Here is an 18,544-nt window from a genome sequence, read left to right as displayed (position 1 = left end):
CCGTTCCGACACCGTTGTCCTCGGCCCTTCCCGGGCCGGCTGCCGCCGCGAGCGCGCTCCCACCGAGGCACCGCAGAGACAACGGAGGACGCCGCGATGGCGGTCAGCAGCACCCCGGCCCGTCCCGGGACCCCGACGGCCACCGCCGTTCCCGCCACCCGTGCCCCCCGTCGTCCCCGTGGCGAGGGACAGTGGGCCCTCGGCCACCGTGAGCCGCTCAACCCCAATGAGCGGATCAAGAAGGACGACGACCCGCTGAACGTCCGGGCCCGGATCGAGAACATCTACGCCCACGGCGGTTTCGCCTCCATCGACCCACAGGACCTGCGCGGCCGGTTCCGTTGGTGGGGCCTCTACACCCAGCGCAAGGCCGGGATCGACGGCGGGCGCACCGCCGTGCTGGAGCCGCACGAGCTGGAGGACGAGTTCTTCATGCTCCGGGTCCGGGTCGACGGCGGCCAGCTCTCCCTGGCCCAGTTGCGCGTCATCGCCGACATCTCCCGGGAGTTCGCCCGGGACACCGCCGACATCACCGACCGGCAGAACATCCAGTACCACTGGATCCGGGTCGAGGACATGCCGGAGATCTGGCGTCGGCTGGAGTCGGTCGGCCTGCAGACCACCGAAGCGTGCGGGGACTGCCCCCGTATCGTGCTGGGCAGCCCGGTCGCCGGGGTCGCCGAGGACGAGGTGCTCGACCCGACCCCCGCGCTCGACGAGATCGTCAGCCGGTACGTCGGCGACAAGGCGTACTCGAACCTGCCCCGCAAGTTCAAGACCACGATCTCCTGGCTGGTCGACACCCCGTACGAGGCGAACGACATCGCCTTCCTCGGGGTGGAGCACCCGGAGCACGGCCCCGGCTTCGACGTCTGGGTCGGTGGCGGCCTGTCCACCAACCCGATGCTGGCCAAGCGGCTCGGCGTCTGGGTGCCGCTGGCCGAGGTGCCGGACGTCTGGGCGGGGGTGGTCGGCATCTTCCGCGACTACGGCTACCGCCGGCTGCGCAACCGGGCCCGGTTGAAGTTCCTGGTCGCCGACTGGGGCGTGGAGAAGTTCCGCGAGGTGCTGGAAAAGGAGTACCTGGGCCGTACCCTGCTCGACGGCCCGGCCCCGCAGCTGCCCGACAAGCCGGTCGACCACATCGGCGTGCACCGGCAGCGCGACGGGCTCAACTATGTCGGGGCCGCCCCGGTGGTCGGGCGGGTGTCCGGCGGGCAGTTGACCAAGCTCGCCGACGTGGTCGAGGCGCACGGCAGCGACCGGGTGCGGCTCACGCCGTACCAGAAGCTGCTGGTGCTGGACGTGCCGCCGGCGCGGACCGAGTCCCTGGTCGACGAGCTGCGCGGGATCGGCCTGGAGGCCCGGCCGTCGGCCTGGCGGCGCGGCACCATGGCCTGCACCGGCATCGAGTTCTGCAAGCTGGCCATCGTCGAGACCAAGGCGCGCGGCGAGGAGCTGGTGGCCCGGCTGGAGGAGCGGCTGCGCGACTTCGACGCCGACATCTCCATCCACCTCAACGGCTGCCCGAACGCCTGCGCGCGCACCCAGGTCGCCGACATCGGCCTCAAGGGCCAGCTGGTGGTCGGCCCGGACGGCCGGCAGGTGGAGGGCTTCCAGGTGCACCTCGGCGGCGGGTTGGGGATGGCCCAGGGCCAGACCGCCGGGTTCGGCCGCAAGCTGCGTGGCCTGAAGACCACCGCCGACGAGCTTCCCGAGTACGTGGAACGACTGGCCCGCCGCTACCTGGCCGGCCGGACCGAGGGCGAGACGTTCGCCAACTGGGTGATCAGGGTCGACGAGGAGGAACTCCGATGAGCGAAACCCGATCCGCGCCGCTGTACTGCCCGTACTGCGGCGAAGAGGACCTGCGGCCGAACGAGGCCGGACACGGCGCCTGGGAGTGCCACGCCTGCGCCCGGGTCTTCACCGTGAAGTTCAACGGCCTGCTGAGTCGGGCGGTGGCCCGGTGACCCGCCTGCTGTCCGCCACGGGCCTGGGCCTGGTCGGTTCCGGCGGCCCGAAGCTGACCGATCCGGCCCGCCGTGACCCCACCCGGCGTGACCCGGCCGAGTTGCGGGCGTTGGCCGAGCGGGCCGGCCGCGAACTGGAGGGCGCCCCGGCGCTGGAGATCGCCCGCTGGGCGGCCGACACCTTCGGCGACCGGTTCTGCGTGACCAGTTCGATGGCCGACGCCGTGCTCGCCCACCTGGTGTCCCGGGTCGCCCCCGGGGTGGACGTGGTCTTCCTCGACACCGGGCTGCACTTCCCGGAGACGTTGCGGGTCCGCGACGAGGTGGCCCGCCGCCTGCCGGTGAACGTGCGTTCGATCCGGCCCCGGCAGACCGTCGGCCAGCAGGACGGCGAGTACGGCCCCCGACTGTTCAACCGCTCCCCGGACGACTGCTGCCAGCTGCGCAAGGTGGAGCCGTTGGAGCGGGCCCTGTCCGGTTACGACGCCTGGGCCGCCGGGCTGCGCCGGGACGAGTCGCCGACCCGGGCGAACACGCCGGTGGTGACGTTCGACCCCCGGCGCGGCAAGGTCAAGGTGAACCCGATCGCCGCCTGGTCGCAGGCCGACGTGGACTCCTACATCTCCCGCTACGACATCCCGGTCAACGAGTTGCTCGGCCGGGGCTACGGCTCGATCGGCTGCTGGCCGTGCACCCGCCGGACCAAGGCGGGGGAGGACCCCCGGTCCGGCCGGTGGGCGATGTTCGAGAAGACCGAGTGCGGTCTGCACCTCTGACCGGCCCGGAGCGCGTTCCGGTGGCCGGCGTGGGACTCACCACGCCGGCCACCGGCCTGTCCGGTGCCGCCGTCGCGCCCACCGTGGTGCGGCCCGGTGCCGCCGTCGCGTCCGGCGCGGCGCGGCCCGGCTCCGGGGTGCCGGTGGTGCTGGTGGCGCACGGCAGCCGGGACCTGCGGGCGGCGGCGGCGACCCGGGCGTTGGCCGGTGCCGTCGAGGCCGCCCGGCCGGGCACCCCGGTGTTGCCCAGTTGGTTGGACCACACCGATCCGGGGCCGACGGAGGTGCTGCGGGGGCTGGCTGCCGCCGGTCACCGGACGGCGGTCGTGGTGCCGCTGCTGCTCACCGCCGCCTACCACCGTCGGGTGGACGTCCCGGCGGCGGTCACGGCGGCCCGGCAGGTCGCGCCCGGGCTGACGGTACGGGTGACCGACGTGCTCGGTCCGGCCGACGGGACGGTGGACGCGGGGCTGCTGGCCGGGCTGGCCGGCCGGTTGGCCGAGGCCCGACCCGGGCCGGTGGACGCGTTGGTGCTGGCGGCGGCGGGCACCCGGGATGCGCGGGCCCGTGGTTCGGTGGGGCGGGTCGCCGCCGCCCTGGCGGACGGTTTCGGGGTGCCCTGCACCGTGTCGTACGCCTCGGCGGCCCCGCCGACCGCCGACGTGGCGGTGACCCGGCTGCGCGGGGCGGGTGCCCGTCGGGTGGCGGTGGTGGCGTACTTCCTGGCCCCGGGGCTGTTCCACGACTCGGTGGTGGCGGCGGCTGACCGGGCGGGTGCGGTGGCCGTCAGCGGACCGTTGGACGACTCGCCAGAGTTGGTCGACCTGGTGCTGCGCCGGGTCGACGCCACCGCTGTGGAGTGATGTGCGTCACCGCCCGGGTGCTACTTTCCGTGATTGCGCCGACACCGGCATTTCGGTCCGTTTGATTACGCAGAGTGTGGAAAGCAGAACGCCCCGGCGGGGTGTGAACCCGGCCGGGGCGAACAGCGTGTGATGGTTTTCAGGCGGAGTGAGCGCGCAGCACCCGGAGCCCGCCACGGCGCTTGACCGCGCGGCGCTCCTCCTCGCTCATCCCGCCCCAGACGCCGGCGTCCTGACCGGACTCCAGTGCCCACTGGAGGCACTGGTCGGTCACGGAGCAGCGCCGGCAGACGGCCTTGGCCTGCTCGACCTGAAGAACAGCCGGGCCGGACGTCCCGATCGGGAAGAACAGCTCCGGGTCCTCGTCGCGGCAGACGGCATTGTGACGCCAGTCCATGGCGGCAACACTCCTCATTCTGGATGGATGGCAGATAACGCTGGTGCTTTTCTTATTTGCGTCCGCAGTGCCGGTCGTCACGGTTCGCGTACGACTATTCAGCATTGCGTGAGCAGACTCGTTCAGCGCCTGGGCCTGCTGGAACTGCTCAACCGGCCGAGCATGTCCTGGCAATGTCCCGGTAACTCAAGTTCGCTTGTGAATACTTTCACGAACGAACGCGATGTCAAGGGGTGACGCTCGGAAAAACTCCGCTCGGTGAGCAAGCTCACGACCCTTTTGTCGGGTTTTCAGGCTTCCCTGTTACCCGGCGTACCACAGTCGAGGATCAATATAGTACAGTCCGCGTGACATTGCTGACATTTCCGGCACTCCTCCTCGGTGTGGCGGCCACCGCGCCGCGCGGTGTCCCGACCGCTCGACCTAGGGCGTTACCCGAGACCTAGCAGATTACTCTCAGTGCGCCGGAAACGGAGGTGAATCTGACTTTGTGTCGCTCGCCGAGGTAGTCCCCGTCCAACTGGAAGGCCTGCGGGCGGGCCGAGACCAGCGTGAACTCGCCCAGATCGTGCAACCGCAGCACCTGCTTGCCGCGCGGATCGGGGTGTCGGGACAGCAACTGTGTCACTGTGCGTGTCGTACTGGCGACGCGCAGCTGACGTAGCGCCAGCACGTCCAGCCCGAGATCGAACGACGCCTCCGGGTTCGGGTTGACCTCCCGGTCGCCCAGGTACGTCCACGGCGCGGTGTTCTGGATGATCACCGTGCCCAGCTCGCCCTCGGCCGGCTCCCCGGGCCGCTCCAGGCTGATCGCCGGATGCCGGCGGTGCGAACCGAGGAAGTAGTGACTGAGGGTGGAACGGAAGTAGAGCGACGGCGAGGACACCCGGCCCCGTCGCCGGGCCTGCTCCACCCGGTGGATCACCGCCGCGTCCAGGCCGAAGCCCGCGCAGAAGGTGAAGTAACGGTCGTCGGCCCGCCCCAGCCCGATCGTGCGGGACCGGCCCAGCCGAAGCCCCTCCAGGATCATGCTGGTGCCGTCCGCCCACTCCCGGGGCAGCCCGAGGGCCCGGGCGAAGACGTTCGTCGAACCACCCGGCACGGTGGCCAGCGCCGGCAACCGCTCCGCCGGGGAGCCACCGGTGCGGATCGTCGGCGGATCGGCGGTCATCAGGCCGTTGACCACCTCGTTGACGGTGCCGTCACCACCGAGCGTGACCACCAGGTCGACGCCCTCCTGGGCGGCCTCCCGGGCCAGGTCGGTGGCGTGACCCCGACGTCGGGTGTACCGCACCGACAGGTCTACTTGGCTGCGCAGCGCCCGGACCAGCACGTCCCGGCTGCGTTCGCTGGTGGTGGTGGCCTTCGGATTGACCACCAGGACGGCCCGCATGGCCGGCACTTTACGTGATCGGGTGGGGGTATCGTGGCCCGCGTGACGATCGACTCCGCGCCGGTTCCCGACACCCTGCGCTGGGCGGTACGCCTGCTGCGGGCCGAGGCCGTCGCGCTGGCGGCACTCGCCGGCTGGCTGGCCTGGGCCGACCTCACCGCCACCCGGACCGACCTGGTCTCGGCACTCTTCGTGACGGGGTTCGCCGTCGGCGGGGCGGCGGCGCTCTGGGCGTTGGGTGGGGCGCTGGCGGGCCGCCGGGCCGGTGCCCGCGCCCCGGCGATGGTGCTGGAATTGATGCTGCTGCCGGTCGGTTGGTTCATGATCTCCGGCGGGCTGGGCTGGCTCGGCGTGCCGCTGATGGTGCTCGGTCTCGGCGTCTGCGCGCTGCTGGTCAGCCCACCCACCACGAAGGCGCTGGGTTTCGGCTGACCGACCCGGTGGCGACGACCGGCACGGGCCCACCGGTCGAGAGCCGACTCGAACCGGGGTCCACCGTGCCGGGTGGGCCGCCGTGAGCGACCGGGACGCCCCGCCCCCGGCGACGAGCTCAGTAACCGGAGCGGCGGGTCAACAGTGAGATGGTGGCCCGGCCGTCGGTCGACTCGGCCGCCGCCGCCGTGGTCAGCGCGGTGAGCACCTTCCAGGCGAACGAGGACTCGCCCGGGAGGGCGGCCCCGCGCACGGTCGGCACCGTCACCTCGACGGTCAGCGCGTCCTCGGTGACCGCGAAGCGGCACTCCAACTCGGCGTCGCGGGTGGCGATGGCGAGCAGCATCGCGCACGCCTCGTCCACCGCGATGCGCAGGTCCTCGATCTCGTCGAGGGCGAACTGGAGACGGGCCGCGAGGCCCGCCGTGGCGGTGCGCAGTACGCCCAGGTAGCCGCCGTCGGCGGGCACGGTGAGGTGCACCACGTCGTCGTCGGTCGCTGGCTGGCCGGTCAGTTGAGTCACGCCTCATCCCCCCGGTCCGGGACTCTACCCGGCCGGGCATCCGGACGCGTGGCCGACGTCACCCCTACCGCGGCGAGCGCGCGCAGGGCCGCCCCGTCGAGCCGGTAGGGCACCCACTCGGTCATCGGCCCGGCCCCGATCGAGGCGTAGAACCGGGCGGCCGGGTTCCAGTCGATCATCCACCAGTCGAGCCGCTGGTAACCGCGTTCGACGCAGATCCCGGCGAGGGTGGCGAGCAGCGCCCGACCGGCCCCGGTGCCCCGGTGGGTCGGGCGGACGTACAGGTCCTCCAGGTAGATGCCGTGCACACCGGCCCAGGTGGAGAAGTTGAGGAACCACAGCGCGAAGCCGACCGGCTGGTCGTCGTCGTCCACGGCGACGTGCCCGAACAGGGCCGGTGCGGGGCCGAACAGCGCGGTGTCCAGCTGCGCCGTGGTGAGCCGGCACCGGTCGGCGGCCCGTTCGTAGTCGGCCAACTCGTGCACCATCGCGACGACGGCCGGCACGTCCTCAGGACGTGCCGGCCGGATCGTCGGTGCCGTGGCGGGCACGGTCACGCCTGCTTGGTCTCCCAGAAAATCTTGGAGATCTCGTCGATCTTCTGGAGCAGCTCGTCGGCCTTGGCCGGGTCGGTCGCACCCTTGGCGCCGGCCGCGCCGGCCGCCTTGGTGGCCTCGTTGAACAGCTGGTGCAGGTGCGGGTACTTCTCGAAGTGCGGCGGCTTGAAGTAGTCGGTCCACAGCACCCACAGGTGGTGCTTGACCAGGTCCGCGCGCTGCTCCTTGATCAGGATCGCCCGGGTGCGGAACTCCGGGTCGGTGTTCGCCTGGTACTTCTCGCAGATCATTTTGACCGACTCGGCCTCGATCCGGGCCTGCGCCGGGTCGTACACGCCGCACGGCAGGTCGCAGTGCGCGCTGGCGGTCACACGGGGTGAAAGGATGCGGGCAAGTCGCATCAGGGTCCTCCATGGGATGTTTGCGATGATCCGAGCCGACACTACTCCTGAGCACGTCCCCGGCAGGGGCGGAGGGGAAACCTCGTGGCGGTCGACGGGTCCGGTTCCCCCCCACGGCTGTCCGCCCCGCTCACCGCCGTGGGCGTGACCGGGCCGTCCATGTCGCCGACCCTGCGCCACGGCGACGCCGTCCTGGTCCGGCGGGGCGGTCGGCCGGTCCGCCCCGGTGACGTGGTGGTGGCCGTCTTCCGGAGCCGCCCGGAACTGCTGGTGGTCAAGCGTGCCGTCCGCCCCCAGGAGGGCGGCTGGTGGTTGCACGGTGACAACGCGCTGGTCACCGACGACTCCCGGGCGTACGGGGTGGCCGACGTGCTGGGCCGGGTGGTGCTGCGCTACTGGCCCCGTCCCGGCCGGCTGGCGACCACGCCGATATGACCCTCCTCACAACCGGGTACGGGTCGGCTGACTATGCTCGGGAGGTGCCCGGGTGACCCCCGTACCGCGTGTCGCCGCTCCGCCTCACCTCGCGCCCTCGCGCCGGCCGCTCCGTCTGCTCGACAGATCCTGGAGTCACCATGTCTGCGTCCACCGTGGATCCCGCTGATCCCGTCTTTCTGCTGCACCGGGGCGGCAAGCTCGCCGTCGCCCCGACGGTCCCGCTGAGCACCCGCGAGGACCTCTCCCTGGCGTACACCCCGGGGGTGGCCCGGGTGTGCGAGGCGATCGCCGCCGACCCGGCCCTGGCCGACGACTACACCTGGGTGTCGCACACCGTCGCGGTGGTCACCGACGGCTCCGCCGTCCTCGGGCTCGGCAACATCGGCGCACGTGCCTCGTTGCCGGTGATGGAGGGCAAGGCGGTGCTGTTCAAGCAGTTCGCCGACGTCGACGCGGTGCCGATCTGCCTGGACACCCAGGACGTCGACGAGATCGTGGCGACGGTGCGGGCCCTCGCCCCGTCGTTCGGCGGGATCAACCTGGAGGACATCAGCGCCCCACGCTGCTTCGAGGTGGAACGGCGGCTCGACGAGATGCTGCCCATCCCGGTCTTCCACGACGACCAGCACGGCACCGCGATCGTGGTGCTGGCGGCGCTGCGCAACGCGGCGACCCTGCTGCACCGCAAGCTCGGCGATCTGCGGGTGACGGTCAGCGGGGCCGGTGCCGCCGGGGTGGCGGTCACCCACATGCTGGTCGCCGGGGGAGTGGACCCCGCACAGGTGGTGGTCTGCGACTCCCGGGGCGTCATCGGGCCGCACCGCACCGACCTGACCGCGACCAAGGCGCACCTCGCCGAGACCACCAACGCCGAGGGCCGCCGGGGTGACGTCGCCGAGGCGCTGCGCGGCGCGGACGTGCTGATCGGCGTCTCCGGCGGGCGGATCACCGAGGCGGCGGTCGCCGGGATGGCCCCGGGCGGCATCGTCTTCGCGCTGGCCAACCCGACCCCCGAGGTCGACCCGGAGGTGGCCGCCCGGCACGCGGCGGTGGTCGCCACCGGGCGCAGCGACTACCCCAACCAGATCAACAACGTGCTCGCCTTCCCGGGGGTCTTCCGGGGCGCGCTGGACGCGCGGGCCACCCGGATCACCGACGGGATGAAGGTGGCCGCCGCCGACGCGATCGCCGGGGTGGTCGACGGGTCGCTCAGCGCGGACGCCATCGTGCCGTCCCCGCTCGACCCCCGGGTCGCCCCAGCCGTGGCGGCGGCGGTCGCCGAGGCGGCCCGCCACGACGGGGTCGCCCGCGCCTGAATCGACCGGTCGCGTGCCGCACGACGCGCCCCGAGCAGGTGCGAAGGGTCCGGGCCGACGGCCCGGACCCTTCGTGAACGATCGTTACGCTGTTACGGTGCGGATCATGCGTGCCGCCTATGCTTCCCGGTTCGACGCCGACAACCCGCTCGCCGCGCTCACCGTCGGTGACCGTCCCGAGCCCGCCCACCCGGCAGACGACTGGGTGACGGTGCAGGTGCGGGCCAGCTCGCTCAACCACCACGACCTGTGGTCGCTACAGGGCGTGGGGCTCGCCGACGGTCAACTGCCGATGATCCTCGGCTGCGACGCGGCCGGCACCGACCCGGACGGCAACGAGGTGGTCATCTACCCGGTGCTGCCCACCCCCGGCGACCCGCGCGGGGTCTCCATCCTCTCCGAGCACTACCAGGGCACCCTCGCCGAGCGGGTGGCCGTACCCCGGATGAACCTGCTGCCGCTGCCGGCGGGCCTGTCGGCGACCGACGCGGCCTGCCTGCCGACCGCCTGGCTCACCGCCTGGCGGATGCTCACCACCCGGGGCCGGATCGCCGACGGCGAGGCGGTGCTGGTGCAGGGGGCCGGCGGGGGTGTCGCCACCGCGGCGGTCGCGCTCGGCCTGGCGCTCGGCAAGCGGGTGTACGCCACCAGCCGCGACGCCGCCAAGCGGGAACGCGTCGCCGCGCTGGGGGCGACCGCGGTGGAGCCCGGCGCCCGGCTGCCGGAGCGGGTCGACGTGGTCATCGAGACGGTCGGTGCGGCCACCTTCGACCACTCGTTGAAGTCGGCCGCCCCGATGGCCCGGATCGTGGTCGCCGGCGCGACCTCCGGCCACCTGCCGCCGGTGAACCTGCGCCGGGTCTTCGCCATGCAGCTGGAGATCCTCGGCACCTCCATGGGCACCCCGGACGAGCTGACCGAGCTGCTCGCCTTCTGCGCCGAACACGAGGTGCGCCCGGTGGTGGACAGCGTGGTCCCGTTCAGCCGGGTGGCCGACGCCTTCGCCCGGCTGCGCTCCGGCGAGGTCTTCGGCAAGGTCGTCGTCGACCACACCGCCTGACCGCCCGGCGGTGCCGGGCCGCCTGACCACCTGACCGACGGGCGGTGCCGGGCCGCCGGGCCGCCTGACTGCCCGGCGGTGCCGGGCGGCCCGTGGGGCCGGCCGCCGGTCGGGCGACCGGCGCGGTCAGAGGCGGTCGTCGAGGACGGCGACGTCGCCCCGGGCCGCCGAGGCGGGAAGTCGCCCCTTGGCGGCCTCGTCGCCGTAGAGGGACCAGCGGAGGAACTCGATCGTGGTGTCGGCGACCACCCGCAGGGCCGGGCCGTCACCGAGCAGCGCCCGACCATGGTCACCCCGGGGCAGGCTGAGCATCGCCTTGGGCCAGGGCACCGCGTCATAGACGGCCTTGCCGGCGGCGTAGTCGACCACCTCGTCGGCCTCGCCGTGCACGAAGAGCTGCGGGGCGGCGGCCCCGGCGAAGGCGGTGCCCACGCCCAGACCCGTCCCGGCGAGCACCACCCCGGCCTTCAGCCGCTCGTCGCGGCCGGTGGTGAACAGACCGATGGTGGTCACCCCACCGGCCGAGTGGCCGGCCGCGCCCACCCGGTCGGTGGCGAGCCGGCCGCGCAGCGGGTCACCGGCCCTCGCGTCCAGGGACAGCACCTTGTCCAGCACGTACGACACGTCGGCGGGCTGGTTGAGCACGTCGAGGACACTGCCGTCGGTGCCCTTGCCGGTGTGCGGGAAGGTCGGCGCGGCCACCACGAAACCGGCCGCCGCCCAGCGGGTCAGCAGCACCTGGTAGTCGACCGGCCGCCCGTCCAGGCCGTGGCTGAACGCCACCACCGGGAACCGTCCGGTCGCCGCCGTCGCGTCGCGCCGGGCCGCCTCGCCGGCGGCGCCCCGGGCCGGATACCACAGGGTCACCGGCAGCGGGCGGTCGCCGCCCCGGTTGAGCTTGAGCTGTCGTACGCCGACCGCGAACGCCTCGGCCGGCGCGGTGCCGGCGGGGACGCGCGGTGCCGGCGCACTGGTCTTCGGCGGTTCCGGTGGGGCGACGGCGCGGTCGGGGGTCTGCGTCGAGCAGCCGGCCAGGCCGGCGGCGAGCAGCGCGGCGGTCAGCAGGACCGGGGTGAGGCGACGGGACATGAACCCGATTGTGCCTCGCCCGCCGGGCCACCCGACCGGCTACGGCCGCCCCGGCGGGACGGTCAGCCCGCCGACCCGCCCCGGCCGTTCAGGGCCCACCGGTCGTCGAGGGTGGTGACGCCGGGACGGGCGGCGCCGGTACGCAGCCGGCGGCCGGCGTCCCGGTCGTCGTAGAGGGTCCACCGGAGGAAGTCGGTGGTGGCGGCGAGGACCTCGGCGAAGCCTGGGCGGCCCGGGGTCAGGTATTCGCCGTGGCCCTGCCCGAGCACGCTGAGGAACCCCTTCGGGCCGGTCGCCCGCCGGTAACCGGCCTGACCGACGGTCAACGGCACCACCGGGTCGGCGGTGCCGTGCACGAAGAGCAGCGGGGCGGCCGGCCCGGCGAAGGCACCGGCCAGTCCGCCCCCGGCGATGATCACGCCGGAGCGCAGTCGGGCCGGGTGACCGGAGGTGAACATGCCGGCGGTGGTGAAGCCGCCCGCCGAGTGGCCGGTCGCGGCGAACCGGCCGACGTCCAGGTGCCCGGCCAGCGGGTCACCGGCGCGGGCGTCCAGCCGGACCAGGTGCCGGATCACCCGCCAGGCGTCGGCGGGCTGGTTGCGGACGTCGGCGCGGCTGAACCGGGCCGCCCGCCGGTTGGTGAACGGGTAGGTCGGCGCGGCCACCACGAAACCGGCGGCGGCCCACCGGACCGCCAACGCGGCGTGCAGCGCGGGGAGGCTGTGCAGGCCGTGGCTGTGCACCACCACCGGGAACCGGCCCGGGGCGACCCGGCCACCCACGGTCGGGTACCACAGCGTCACCGGCAGTGGGCGCGGCCCGGACGGGTCGACGGTGAGGGTGCGGACCGCGACCGGCAGGGCCTGCTCCGGGGCGTGCCGGGCCGGCGGTGGCGGTGCATCGGTGGCGGCGGTGGCCGGGCCGCAACCGGCGAGCAACGCGGCCAGCACCACGGCGCACAGCCGCCTCACCCCCATGCCTGCACGGTAGGTGGTCGGTGGCCCGGTCCGGCCCCGCCGTCCGGACCGATGGTGGTCACCACCCCGGTCGGTCGGCCTCCACCGCTCAGCCCGCCTCGGCCAGCACCGCCCGGGTCTGCCGGGCGATCTCCCGTTCCTCGTCGGTGCCGACCACGCAGACGCTGACCTGCGCGCCGGCCGGGGAGATCACCCGGTCGCCGGTGCCGGTGTTGCGGTCGGGGTCGACGGCGATGCCGAGCCGCTCCAGCCCGGCCAGGGCGGCGGCCCGCACCTCGGGGGAGTGCTCGCCCACCCCGGCGGTGAAGGTGATCGCGTCCGCCCCGCCCAGCAGCGCGTGGTAGGCCCCGACGTAGGCGGTGATCCGCCGGCAGTAGACGTCGAAGGCGAGGACGGCGGCGGGATCCGCGGCGGCCCGACGGGACTGCACCTCCCGCATGTCGTTGGCCCCGGTCAGCCCGAGCAGCCCGCTGCGGTGGTTGAGCAGGTCGTCGATCTCGTCGACCCCCATCCCGCCCTCCCGGCGCAGGTGGAAGATCACCGTCGGGTCGAGGTCGCCGCTGCGGGTGCCCATCACCAACCCCGCAAGCGGCGACATCCCCATCGAGGTGGCCACGCTGCGTCCGCCGTCCACCGCGCAGGCGCTCGCCCCGTTGCCCAGGTGCAGGCTGATCGTGCGTAACCGGTCGTACGGCCGGTCGAGCAGCTCGGCGGTGCGCCGCGACACGTACGCGTGGGAGGTGCCGTGGAAGCCGTACCGGCGGATGTCGTGGCGGCGGGCGGTGTCCAGGTCGATGGCGTACGTGGCGGCGGACTCGGGCAGGGTGTGGTGGAACGCGGTGTCGAAGACCGCCGCCTGGGCGACCTGCGGCAGCAGCTCCCGGGTGACCTCGATGCCGGCCAGGTTGGCCGGGTTGTGCAGCGGGGCCAGCGGCACCAGCTCCCCGATCGCGGTGACGACCGCGTCGTCGATCCGGACCGGTGCGCTGAACCGGCGGCCACCGTGCACCACCCGGTGCCCCACCGCGGTCAGCCCGGTCAGGTCGAGCCGGCCGAGGATGTCCCGCACGGCGGTGGCGTGGTCGGCCGGCCCGCCACCCGGCTCGCCGACCCGTTCCACCGTGCCGGAGTCGAGCACCGACTCCCCGTCGTAGTGCCGGTACTTCACCGACGACGACCCGCAGTTGAGCACCAGCACCCGGTCGGTCACGACCCCTCCTCCGGCGATCCGGCCGCCTGGATGGCGGTGATCGCCACCGTGTTGACGATGTCGGCGACCTTCGCGCCCCGGGACAGGTCGTTGACCGGCCGGCGCAGGCCCTGCATCACCGGCCCGACGGCCACCGCCCCCGCCGACCGCTGCACCGCCTTGTACGTGTTGTTGCCGGTGTTGAGGTCCGGGAAGACGAACACGGTGGCCCGCCCGGCGACCGTGCTCTGGGGCAGCTTCGTCGCCGCGACCTGCGGGTCGATCGCCGCGTCGTACTGGATGGGCCCCTCGACCAGCAGGTCGGGCCGGCGCTCGCGGACCAGCCTGGTGGCGGCGGCGACCTTTTCCACGTCGGCCCCCGCGCCGGAGTCCCCGGTCGAGTAGGACAGCATCGCCACCCGGGGCTCGATGCCGAACCGGGCCGCCGTGTCGGCCGAGGAGATGGCGATGTCGGCGAGCTGGGCGGCGTCCGGGTCGGGGTTGACCGCGCAGTCGCCGTAGACCAGCACCCGGTCGGCGAGCAGCATGAAGAACACGCTCGACGCCACCGAGACGCCCGGCACGGTACGGATGATCTCGAAGGCGGGACGGATGGTGGCGGCCGTGGTGTGGGTGGCCCCGGAGACCATCCCGTCGGCGTGCCCGGTGGCCACCATCATGGTGCCGAAGTAGTTGGGTTGGGCCACGATGTCGTGGGCCAGTTCGGCGGTGACGCCCCGGTGGGCGCGCAGCTGCGCGTACCGGGTGGCGAACTCGTCCCGCCAGGCGCTGCCGGCCGGGTCGACCACCTCCGCGCCGGTCAGGTCGATGCCCAGCTCACGGGTGCGGCGGGCCACCTCGTCGGGGCGGCCGAGCAGGGTCAGGTCGGCGACCCCCCGGCGGAGCAGGATCTCGGTGGCCCGCAGGATGCGCTCGTCGGAGCCCTCCGGCAGCACCAACCGGCGACGGTCGGCGCGGGCCCGGTCGATCAGGTCGTACTCGAACATCAGCGGGGTGACCCGCTCGGAGCGGGTGACCCGCAGCCGGCGGGCCAGGTCGACGGTGTCGACGTGGCGCTCGAACGCGCCGAGCGCAGCCTCCACCTTGCGCGGGTTGGCCGGGCCGGGCCGGCCCTCGATGTGACTGGACGCCTCGACCGTGTCGTAGCTGTCGCTGGTCACCGAGAGCACGGCGAAGCCGGTGTTGAGCCGTTCGACCAGGCGCATCACCCGGGGGTCGGGCTGCTCGCCGAGGGTGAGCACCACCCCGGCCAGCGAGACCTGCCCGGCGACGTGCGCGGTGCTCGCCGCGACCAGCAGGTCGGCCCGGTCACCCGGGGTGATCACCAGGGCCCCCTCGGTGAGGTGGTCGAGCAGGATCGGCACGTGCGCCGCGCCGACCACGTAGTCGAGCACGTCCCGGCCGAGGGCGGCGGCGTCCCCGGCCAGCAGGGTGGCGTCGAGCGCCGCCGCCACCTCGGCCACCGTCGGCGCCGACACGCTCGGCACCTCCGGGATGGCGTACGCGGGGACCGGCAGCTCCGGCAGGGTCAGCGCCCCGGTCACCCGGTTGGCGATCACCGCCAGCACCGTCGCGCCCAGGTCGGCCAGATCGTGGTACGCCCCCCGCGCCGCCGCCGTGACCGCCTCCGGCTGCTGCCCGAAGCCGTCCACCACGGGCACCACCACGCTGCCGAACTCGGTGGCCAACCGGGCGTTGAAGGCCAGTTCGCGGGGCCCGGCGGTGTCCCCGCCGTCGGCGAAGTCGCTACCCACCACGATCACCGCCGGGCAGCGTCGTTCCACCGCCCGGTACCGCTCGACGAGCCGGGAGATCAGCTCCTCCCGCCGTCCGTCGGCGATCAGGGCCGACGCCTCGGCGTACGTGGTGCCGGTCAGCTCGTCGTCGGGCAGGTCGATCCGGTAGCGGTCGTGCAGCAGGGCGAGGATCGGGTCGGGGCCGGCGTCGGAGACCAGCGGCCGGAACACCCCGATCCGTTCGACCTGCCGGGAGAGGAGTTCCGCGAGGCCGAGGGCGATGGTCGACTTGCCGCCGCCGGACCCCACGCTGGTCAGGTAGACGCTGCGGGCCACGCCCCCACCCTAGGAGATCACGTCGTCCCCCGCCCGGGACCTTCGTCCCGTACCGGTGCCGCCAAGCGGTGCCGGCCGGCACCCGCCAGCGGCCGTCGGTGCGACCCGAGTCTCATTCGTGGGACGCGCTAGGAGCTGAGTGATCCTCGTGCCTAAACTCGCATCCCATGACTGCCGACCCTCTGAGCAGGAAAAATGCTCCCTCCGAGAGATCGAAGCCTGAGGGCGCAATTGGCGGTCAGTCGGCTCAGGATCCACATCGTACCAACGGCGTGACGGGCCTCGATGGGCCGACCGTGACGATCAGCCGCGCCGACGGGCCCACCGCGACGATCGCCGCCGTACCCCAGCTGACCCCCGTCTTCGTCGACCCCAGCGGCCGACGTCACTCCCGACTGCGCTGGCTGGCGTACGCCCTCGGGTTGGTGGGCCTGATCTACACCGGGCTGGTGGGCGTCAGCTTCGCGGGCGGCATCGCGCCGCACGCGGTGCTTCCCTTCGTCGACGAGGTCGCGCAACCCGAACGGTCGCCGTCGCCCTCCCCGTCGCCCGCGACGGGCACCCCGCCCGCCCCCGCCACCACCGTGCCGCCGACCGTCGCCCCCCGCACGCCCGGGTCGGGCACACGCGCCGCCGTCCCGGTCACCCCGTCCACGGTCCGCCCCACCACCGGCACCGCCTCGCCGTCGCCGAGCGCCACCGGTTCGCCGAGCCGCAGCCCGGCCTCCGCGTCGGCCTCACCCCGGCCCACCCGGCCGAGCCCGGAACCGACGACGCCGAACCCCCCGGACCCGACCGACGAACCACCGTCCCTGCCCGACCCGCTGCCCGGCGGCGTCGACGGCGCACGCCTCGATGGTTGAGCCGGCCGTCCGGCCGGGGCGCCGTCGCGTCGTCCGGTCCGCCAGGCGACGCCGGGCGGTGCCACCACCGAGCTGGATCCTGCTGGGTACGGTGCTGGCCCTGCTGGCCGGCGTGCTGCTCGTCGGCGCGTACGCCAACGCGTCCTTCGCCCCGGACCGCCGGGAGAGCACCGCCGGGCAACGGGAAGTGCCCACCTCGGTGGTGACCGGTGGCCCGATCATCAGCGCCAGCAGCGACGTGGTCCGCTCCTACCGGCTGCCGCCGCGCACCATCGCGTTGACCTTCGACGACGGCCCCGACCCGGTCTGGACCCGGGAGGTGCTGCGGGTCCTGGACGCCCACCAGGTCAAGGGCACGTTCTTCGTGCTGGGCACCCAGGTCGCCCGGCACCCCGAGGTGGCCCGTGAGCTGGCCGACGGCGGTCACCAGCTCGGTGTGCACACCTTCACCCACCCCGACCTCGCCGAGCTGCCAGCGTGGCGGCAACGCCTGGAGTACGCCCAGACCCAGCTCGCCGTGGCCAGCGCCACCGGCCTGCGGACCTCGCTGGTCCGCTTCCCCTACTCCTCACACCCGGGCGCCATCGACAACCGGGACTGGCCGGTGATGACCGCCGCCGGTGACCTGGGCTACCTGACGTTGCTCAACGACACCGACAGCCAGGACTGGTCGCTGCCCGGGGTGGACCGGATCATCGACAACGCCACCCCCGACGACGGGGCCGGTGCGATCACCCTCTGGCACGACGCCGGTGGTGACCGGGCGCAGACCGTCGCCGCCCTCGACCGGTTCATCCCGATGATGAAGCAGCGGGGGTACCGGTTCGTCACCGCCACCGAGGGGTTGAACCTCGCCTTCGCCGCCGCCGGGGCGGACCACCGGGTGGACGCCGCCGTGCCCGCCACCGCCGCCGACCGGTGGCGCGGCCGGATGCTGATCTGGGCGGTGCAGGGCGCCGACAGCATGCTGACCGTGTTCGGCGGGCTCTTCGTCGTCGTCGGCCTGCTCACCGTGGGCCGCACGTTCGTGCTGTTCGTGCTGGCCGGGCGGCACGCCCGACGACGGCGGGCCAAGGGTTGGAGCTGGGGGCCGCCGGTCACCGCGCCGGTCTCGGTGATCGTCCCGGCGTACAACGAGAAGGAGGGGATCGCCGCCGCGGTCCGTTCCCTCGCCGGTGGCGACCACCCCGGTGGGATCGAGGTGGTGGTCGTCGACGACGGCTCCACCGACGGCACCGCCGACATCGTCGACGCGCTCGGCCTGCCCAACGTCCGGGTCGTCCGCAAGCCCAACGGCGGCAAACCCAGCGCCCTGAACACCGGCCTGGCGCTGGCCCGGCACGACCTGATCGTGATGGTCGACGGGGACACCGTGTTCGAGCCCGACGCGGTCCGCCGGCTGGTGCAGCCCTTCGCCGACCCGCAGGTCGGCGCGGTGGCCGGCAACGTCAAGGTCGGCAACCGGCGCAGCCTGATCGCCAAGTGGCAGCACATCGAGTACGTCATCGGGTTCAACCTGGACCGGCGGCTCTACGAGACGCTGCGCTGCATGTCCACGGTGCCGGGCGCGATCGGCGGGTTCCGGCGGGAGGCGCTGCGCTACGCCGGGGGGATGACCGACGACACCCTGGCCGAGGACACCGACATCACCATCGCCCTGGGCCGGGCCGGCTGGAAAGTGGTCTACGAGGAGACCGCCCGTGCCTGGACGGAGGCCCCGGCGACCATCGGCCAACTGTGGAAGCAGCGTTACCGGTGGAGCTACGGCACCATGCAGGCGATGTGGAAGCACCGGCGTTCGGTCTTCGACCGGGGCGCGTCCGGCCGGTTCACCAGGCGCTGCCTGTTCTTCCTCAGCCTGTTCGGGGTGCTGCTGCCCCTGCTCGCGCCGGTGATCGACCTGCTGGCCCTGTACGGCCTGTTCTTCCTCGACCGTAAGGCCACGGCGGTGGCCTGGCTGGCCATGCTCGGGGTGCAGGCGGCCACCGCGGTGGTGGCGTTCCGGCTGGACCGGGAGAAGCTGGGGGTGCTGTGGGTGCTGCCCCTGCAACAGTTCGTCTACCGGCAGCTAATGTACCTGGTGATGGTCCAGGCGGTGGTCACCGCGCTGACCGGTGGTCGGCTGGGCTGGCAGAAGCTGCGCCGCACCGGCCTGGAACCGGCCGTCCGCAACGGCTGACCGCCGCCGGTCCCCGGTACGGGGT

19 protein-coding genes are annotated in these 18,544 nt (G+C 73.4%); 10 read left to right on the top strand and 9 right to left on the bottom strand.

From position 1 onward, the window contains the following. Nucleotides 1-96: 96 nt before the first annotated feature. From AB0C22_RS13395 to AB0C22_RS13380, 4 genes are all read left to right on the top strand, one after another. A complete protein-coding gene (locus tag AB0C22_RS13395) occupies nt 97-1,818 on the top strand; it encodes a nitrite/sulfite reductase (protein ID WP_219464517.1) in 1,722 nt (573 codons plus the stop codon). Next, on the top strand, nt 1,815-1,973 hold the full coding sequence (locus AB0C22_RS13390; protein ID WP_208568333.1) for an IS1 family transposase: 159 nt from the start codon (nt 1,815-1,817) through the stop codon (nt 1,971-1,973). The genes AB0C22_RS13395 and AB0C22_RS13390 overlap by 4 nt, the downstream gene beginning before the upstream one ends. Continuing rightward, nucleotides 1,970-2,749 carry a phosphoadenylyl-sulfate reductase gene (locus AB0C22_RS13385; protein WP_219464516.1) on the top strand — a complete coding sequence of 260 codons (780 nt, stop codon included), beginning with the start codon at nt 1,970-1,972 and terminating at the stop codon, nt 2,747-2,749. The genes AB0C22_RS13390 and AB0C22_RS13385 overlap by 4 nt, the downstream gene beginning before the upstream one ends. Nucleotides 2,750-2,835: 86 nt before the next feature. Beyond that, nucleotides 2,836-3,612: a CbiX/SirB N-terminal domain-containing protein gene (locus AB0C22_RS13380; RefSeq protein ID WP_308291116.1), complete on the top strand. Its 777-nt coding sequence runs from the start codon at nt 2,836-2,838 to the stop codon at nt 3,610-3,612. Nucleotides 3,613-3,751: 139 nt separating this feature from the next. On the opposite strand, the gene AB0C22_RS13375 is transcribed toward AB0C22_RS13380, so the two are convergent. Together AB0C22_RS13375 and AB0C22_RS13370 are read right to left on the bottom strand one after the other, a co-directional pair. Then, nucleotides 3,752-4,009, bottom strand: a complete 258-nt coding sequence (locus tag AB0C22_RS13375) for a WhiB family transcriptional regulator (protein ID WP_067311984.1) — start codon at nt 4,007-4,009, stop codon at nt 3,752-3,754. 442 nt (nt 4,010-4,451) lie between these two features. Further along, nucleotides 4,452-5,402: a diacylglycerol kinase family protein gene (locus AB0C22_RS13370; RefSeq protein WP_219464514.1), complete on the bottom strand. Its 951-nt coding sequence runs from the start codon at nt 5,400-5,402 to the stop codon at nt 4,452-4,454. A 42-nt stretch (nt 5,403-5,444) separates the two neighbouring features. On the opposite strand from AB0C22_RS13370, the gene AB0C22_RS13365 reads away from it, so the two are divergent. Then, the gene (locus AB0C22_RS13365) at nt 5,445-5,834 is read left to right on the top strand and encodes a hypothetical protein (RefSeq protein WP_357535077.1); all 390 of its coding nucleotides are present in this window, start codon (nt 5,445-5,447) and stop codon (nt 5,832-5,834) included. Between the two features lie 118 nt (nt 5,835-5,952). Here the strand turns inward: AB0C22_RS13365 and AB0C22_RS13360 are convergent, their stop codons facing one another. From AB0C22_RS13360 to sodN, 3 genes are read right to left on the bottom strand one after another with little or no spacing between them, the layout of a single operon-like run. Further along, complete coding sequence (locus tag AB0C22_RS13360; protein ID WP_208568337.1) at nt 5,953-6,357, bottom strand: ATP-binding protein; 405 nt, start codon at nt 6,355-6,357, stop codon at nt 5,953-5,955. Then, nucleotides 6,354-6,914: a GNAT family N-acetyltransferase gene (locus tag AB0C22_RS13355; RefSeq protein WP_308290903.1), complete on the bottom strand. Its 561-nt coding sequence runs from the start codon at nt 6,912-6,914 to the stop codon at nt 6,354-6,356. Before AB0C22_RS13355 ends, AB0C22_RS13360 begins: the two co-directional genes overlap by 4 nt. Then, on the bottom strand, nt 6,911-7,315 hold the full coding sequence (gene sodN, locus AB0C22_RS13350) for a superoxide dismutase, Ni (RefSeq protein WP_091241196.1): 405 nt from the start codon (nt 7,313-7,315) through the stop codon (nt 6,911-6,913). Before sodN ends, AB0C22_RS13355 begins: the two co-directional genes overlap by 4 nt. 84 nt (nt 7,316-7,399) lie before the next feature. Between sodN and AB0C22_RS13345 the strand changes: the two genes are divergently transcribed. From AB0C22_RS13345 to AB0C22_RS13335, 3 genes are all read left to right on the top strand, one after another. Then, a complete protein-coding gene (locus AB0C22_RS13345; RefSeq protein WP_219464512.1) occupies nt 7,400-7,750 on the top strand; it encodes a S24/S26 family peptidase in 351 nt (116 codons plus the stop codon). Nucleotides 7,751-7,890: 140 nt separating this feature from the next. Then, nucleotides 7,891-9,069 (top strand): NADP-dependent malic enzyme, encoded by a 1,179-nt coding sequence (locus AB0C22_RS13340; protein ID WP_219464511.1) that lies wholly within the window; start codon nt 7,891-7,893, stop codon nt 9,067-9,069. A gap of 97 nt (nt 9,070-9,166) precedes the next feature. Then, nucleotides 9,167-10,129 carry a zinc-binding dehydrogenase gene (locus AB0C22_RS13335; RefSeq protein WP_357535074.1) on the top strand — a complete coding sequence of 321 codons (963 nt, stop codon included), beginning with the start codon at nt 9,167-9,169 and terminating at the stop codon, nt 10,127-10,129. Between the two features lie 126 nt (nt 10,130-10,255). On the opposite strand, the gene AB0C22_RS13330 is transcribed toward AB0C22_RS13335, so the two are convergent. From AB0C22_RS13330 to pta, 4 genes are all read right to left on the bottom strand, one after another. Then, nucleotides 10,256-11,218 (bottom strand): chlorophyllase, encoded by a 963-nt coding sequence (locus AB0C22_RS13330; RefSeq protein ID WP_219464510.1) that lies wholly within the window; start codon nt 11,216-11,218, stop codon nt 10,256-10,258. 62 nt (nt 11,219-11,280) lie between these two features. Then, nucleotides 11,281-12,195, bottom strand: a complete 915-nt coding sequence (locus tag AB0C22_RS13325) for an alpha/beta hydrolase (protein WP_219464509.1) — start codon at nt 12,193-12,195, stop codon at nt 11,281-11,283. A gap of 88 nt (nt 12,196-12,283) precedes the next feature. Further along, entirely contained in the window at nt 12,284-13,405 is a 1,122-nt protein-coding gene (locus tag AB0C22_RS13320; RefSeq protein WP_357535071.1) for an acetate kinase, read from the bottom strand. Further along, on the bottom strand, nt 13,402-15,477 hold the full coding sequence (pta, locus tag AB0C22_RS13315; protein WP_357535069.1) for a phosphate acetyltransferase: 2,076 nt from the start codon (nt 15,475-15,477) through the stop codon (nt 13,402-13,404). The genes AB0C22_RS13320 and pta overlap by 4 nt, the downstream gene beginning before the upstream one ends. 272 nt (nt 15,478-15,749) lie before the next feature. On the opposite strand from pta, the gene AB0C22_RS13310 reads away from it, so the two are divergent. After that, nucleotides 15,750-16,340 (top strand): hypothetical protein, encoded by a 591-nt coding sequence (locus tag AB0C22_RS13310; RefSeq protein ID WP_357535067.1) that lies wholly within the window; start codon nt 15,750-15,752, stop codon nt 16,338-16,340. After that, on the top strand, nt 16,333-18,519 hold the full coding sequence (locus AB0C22_RS13305) for a glycosyltransferase (protein ID WP_255598597.1): 2,187 nt from the start codon (nt 16,333-16,335) through the stop codon (nt 18,517-18,519). Before AB0C22_RS13310 ends, AB0C22_RS13305 begins: the two co-directional genes overlap by 8 nt. Nucleotides 18,520-18,544 lie beyond the last annotated feature (25 nt).

Origin of the sequence: Micromonospora sp. NPDC048894 (assembly GCF_040649765.1) — a bacterium.
Lineage (GTDB): Bacteria > Actinomycetota > Actinomycetes > Mycobacteriales > Micromonosporaceae > Micromonospora > Micromonospora antibiotica.
This window is presented reverse-complemented; position numbering and strand designations above follow the sequence as displayed.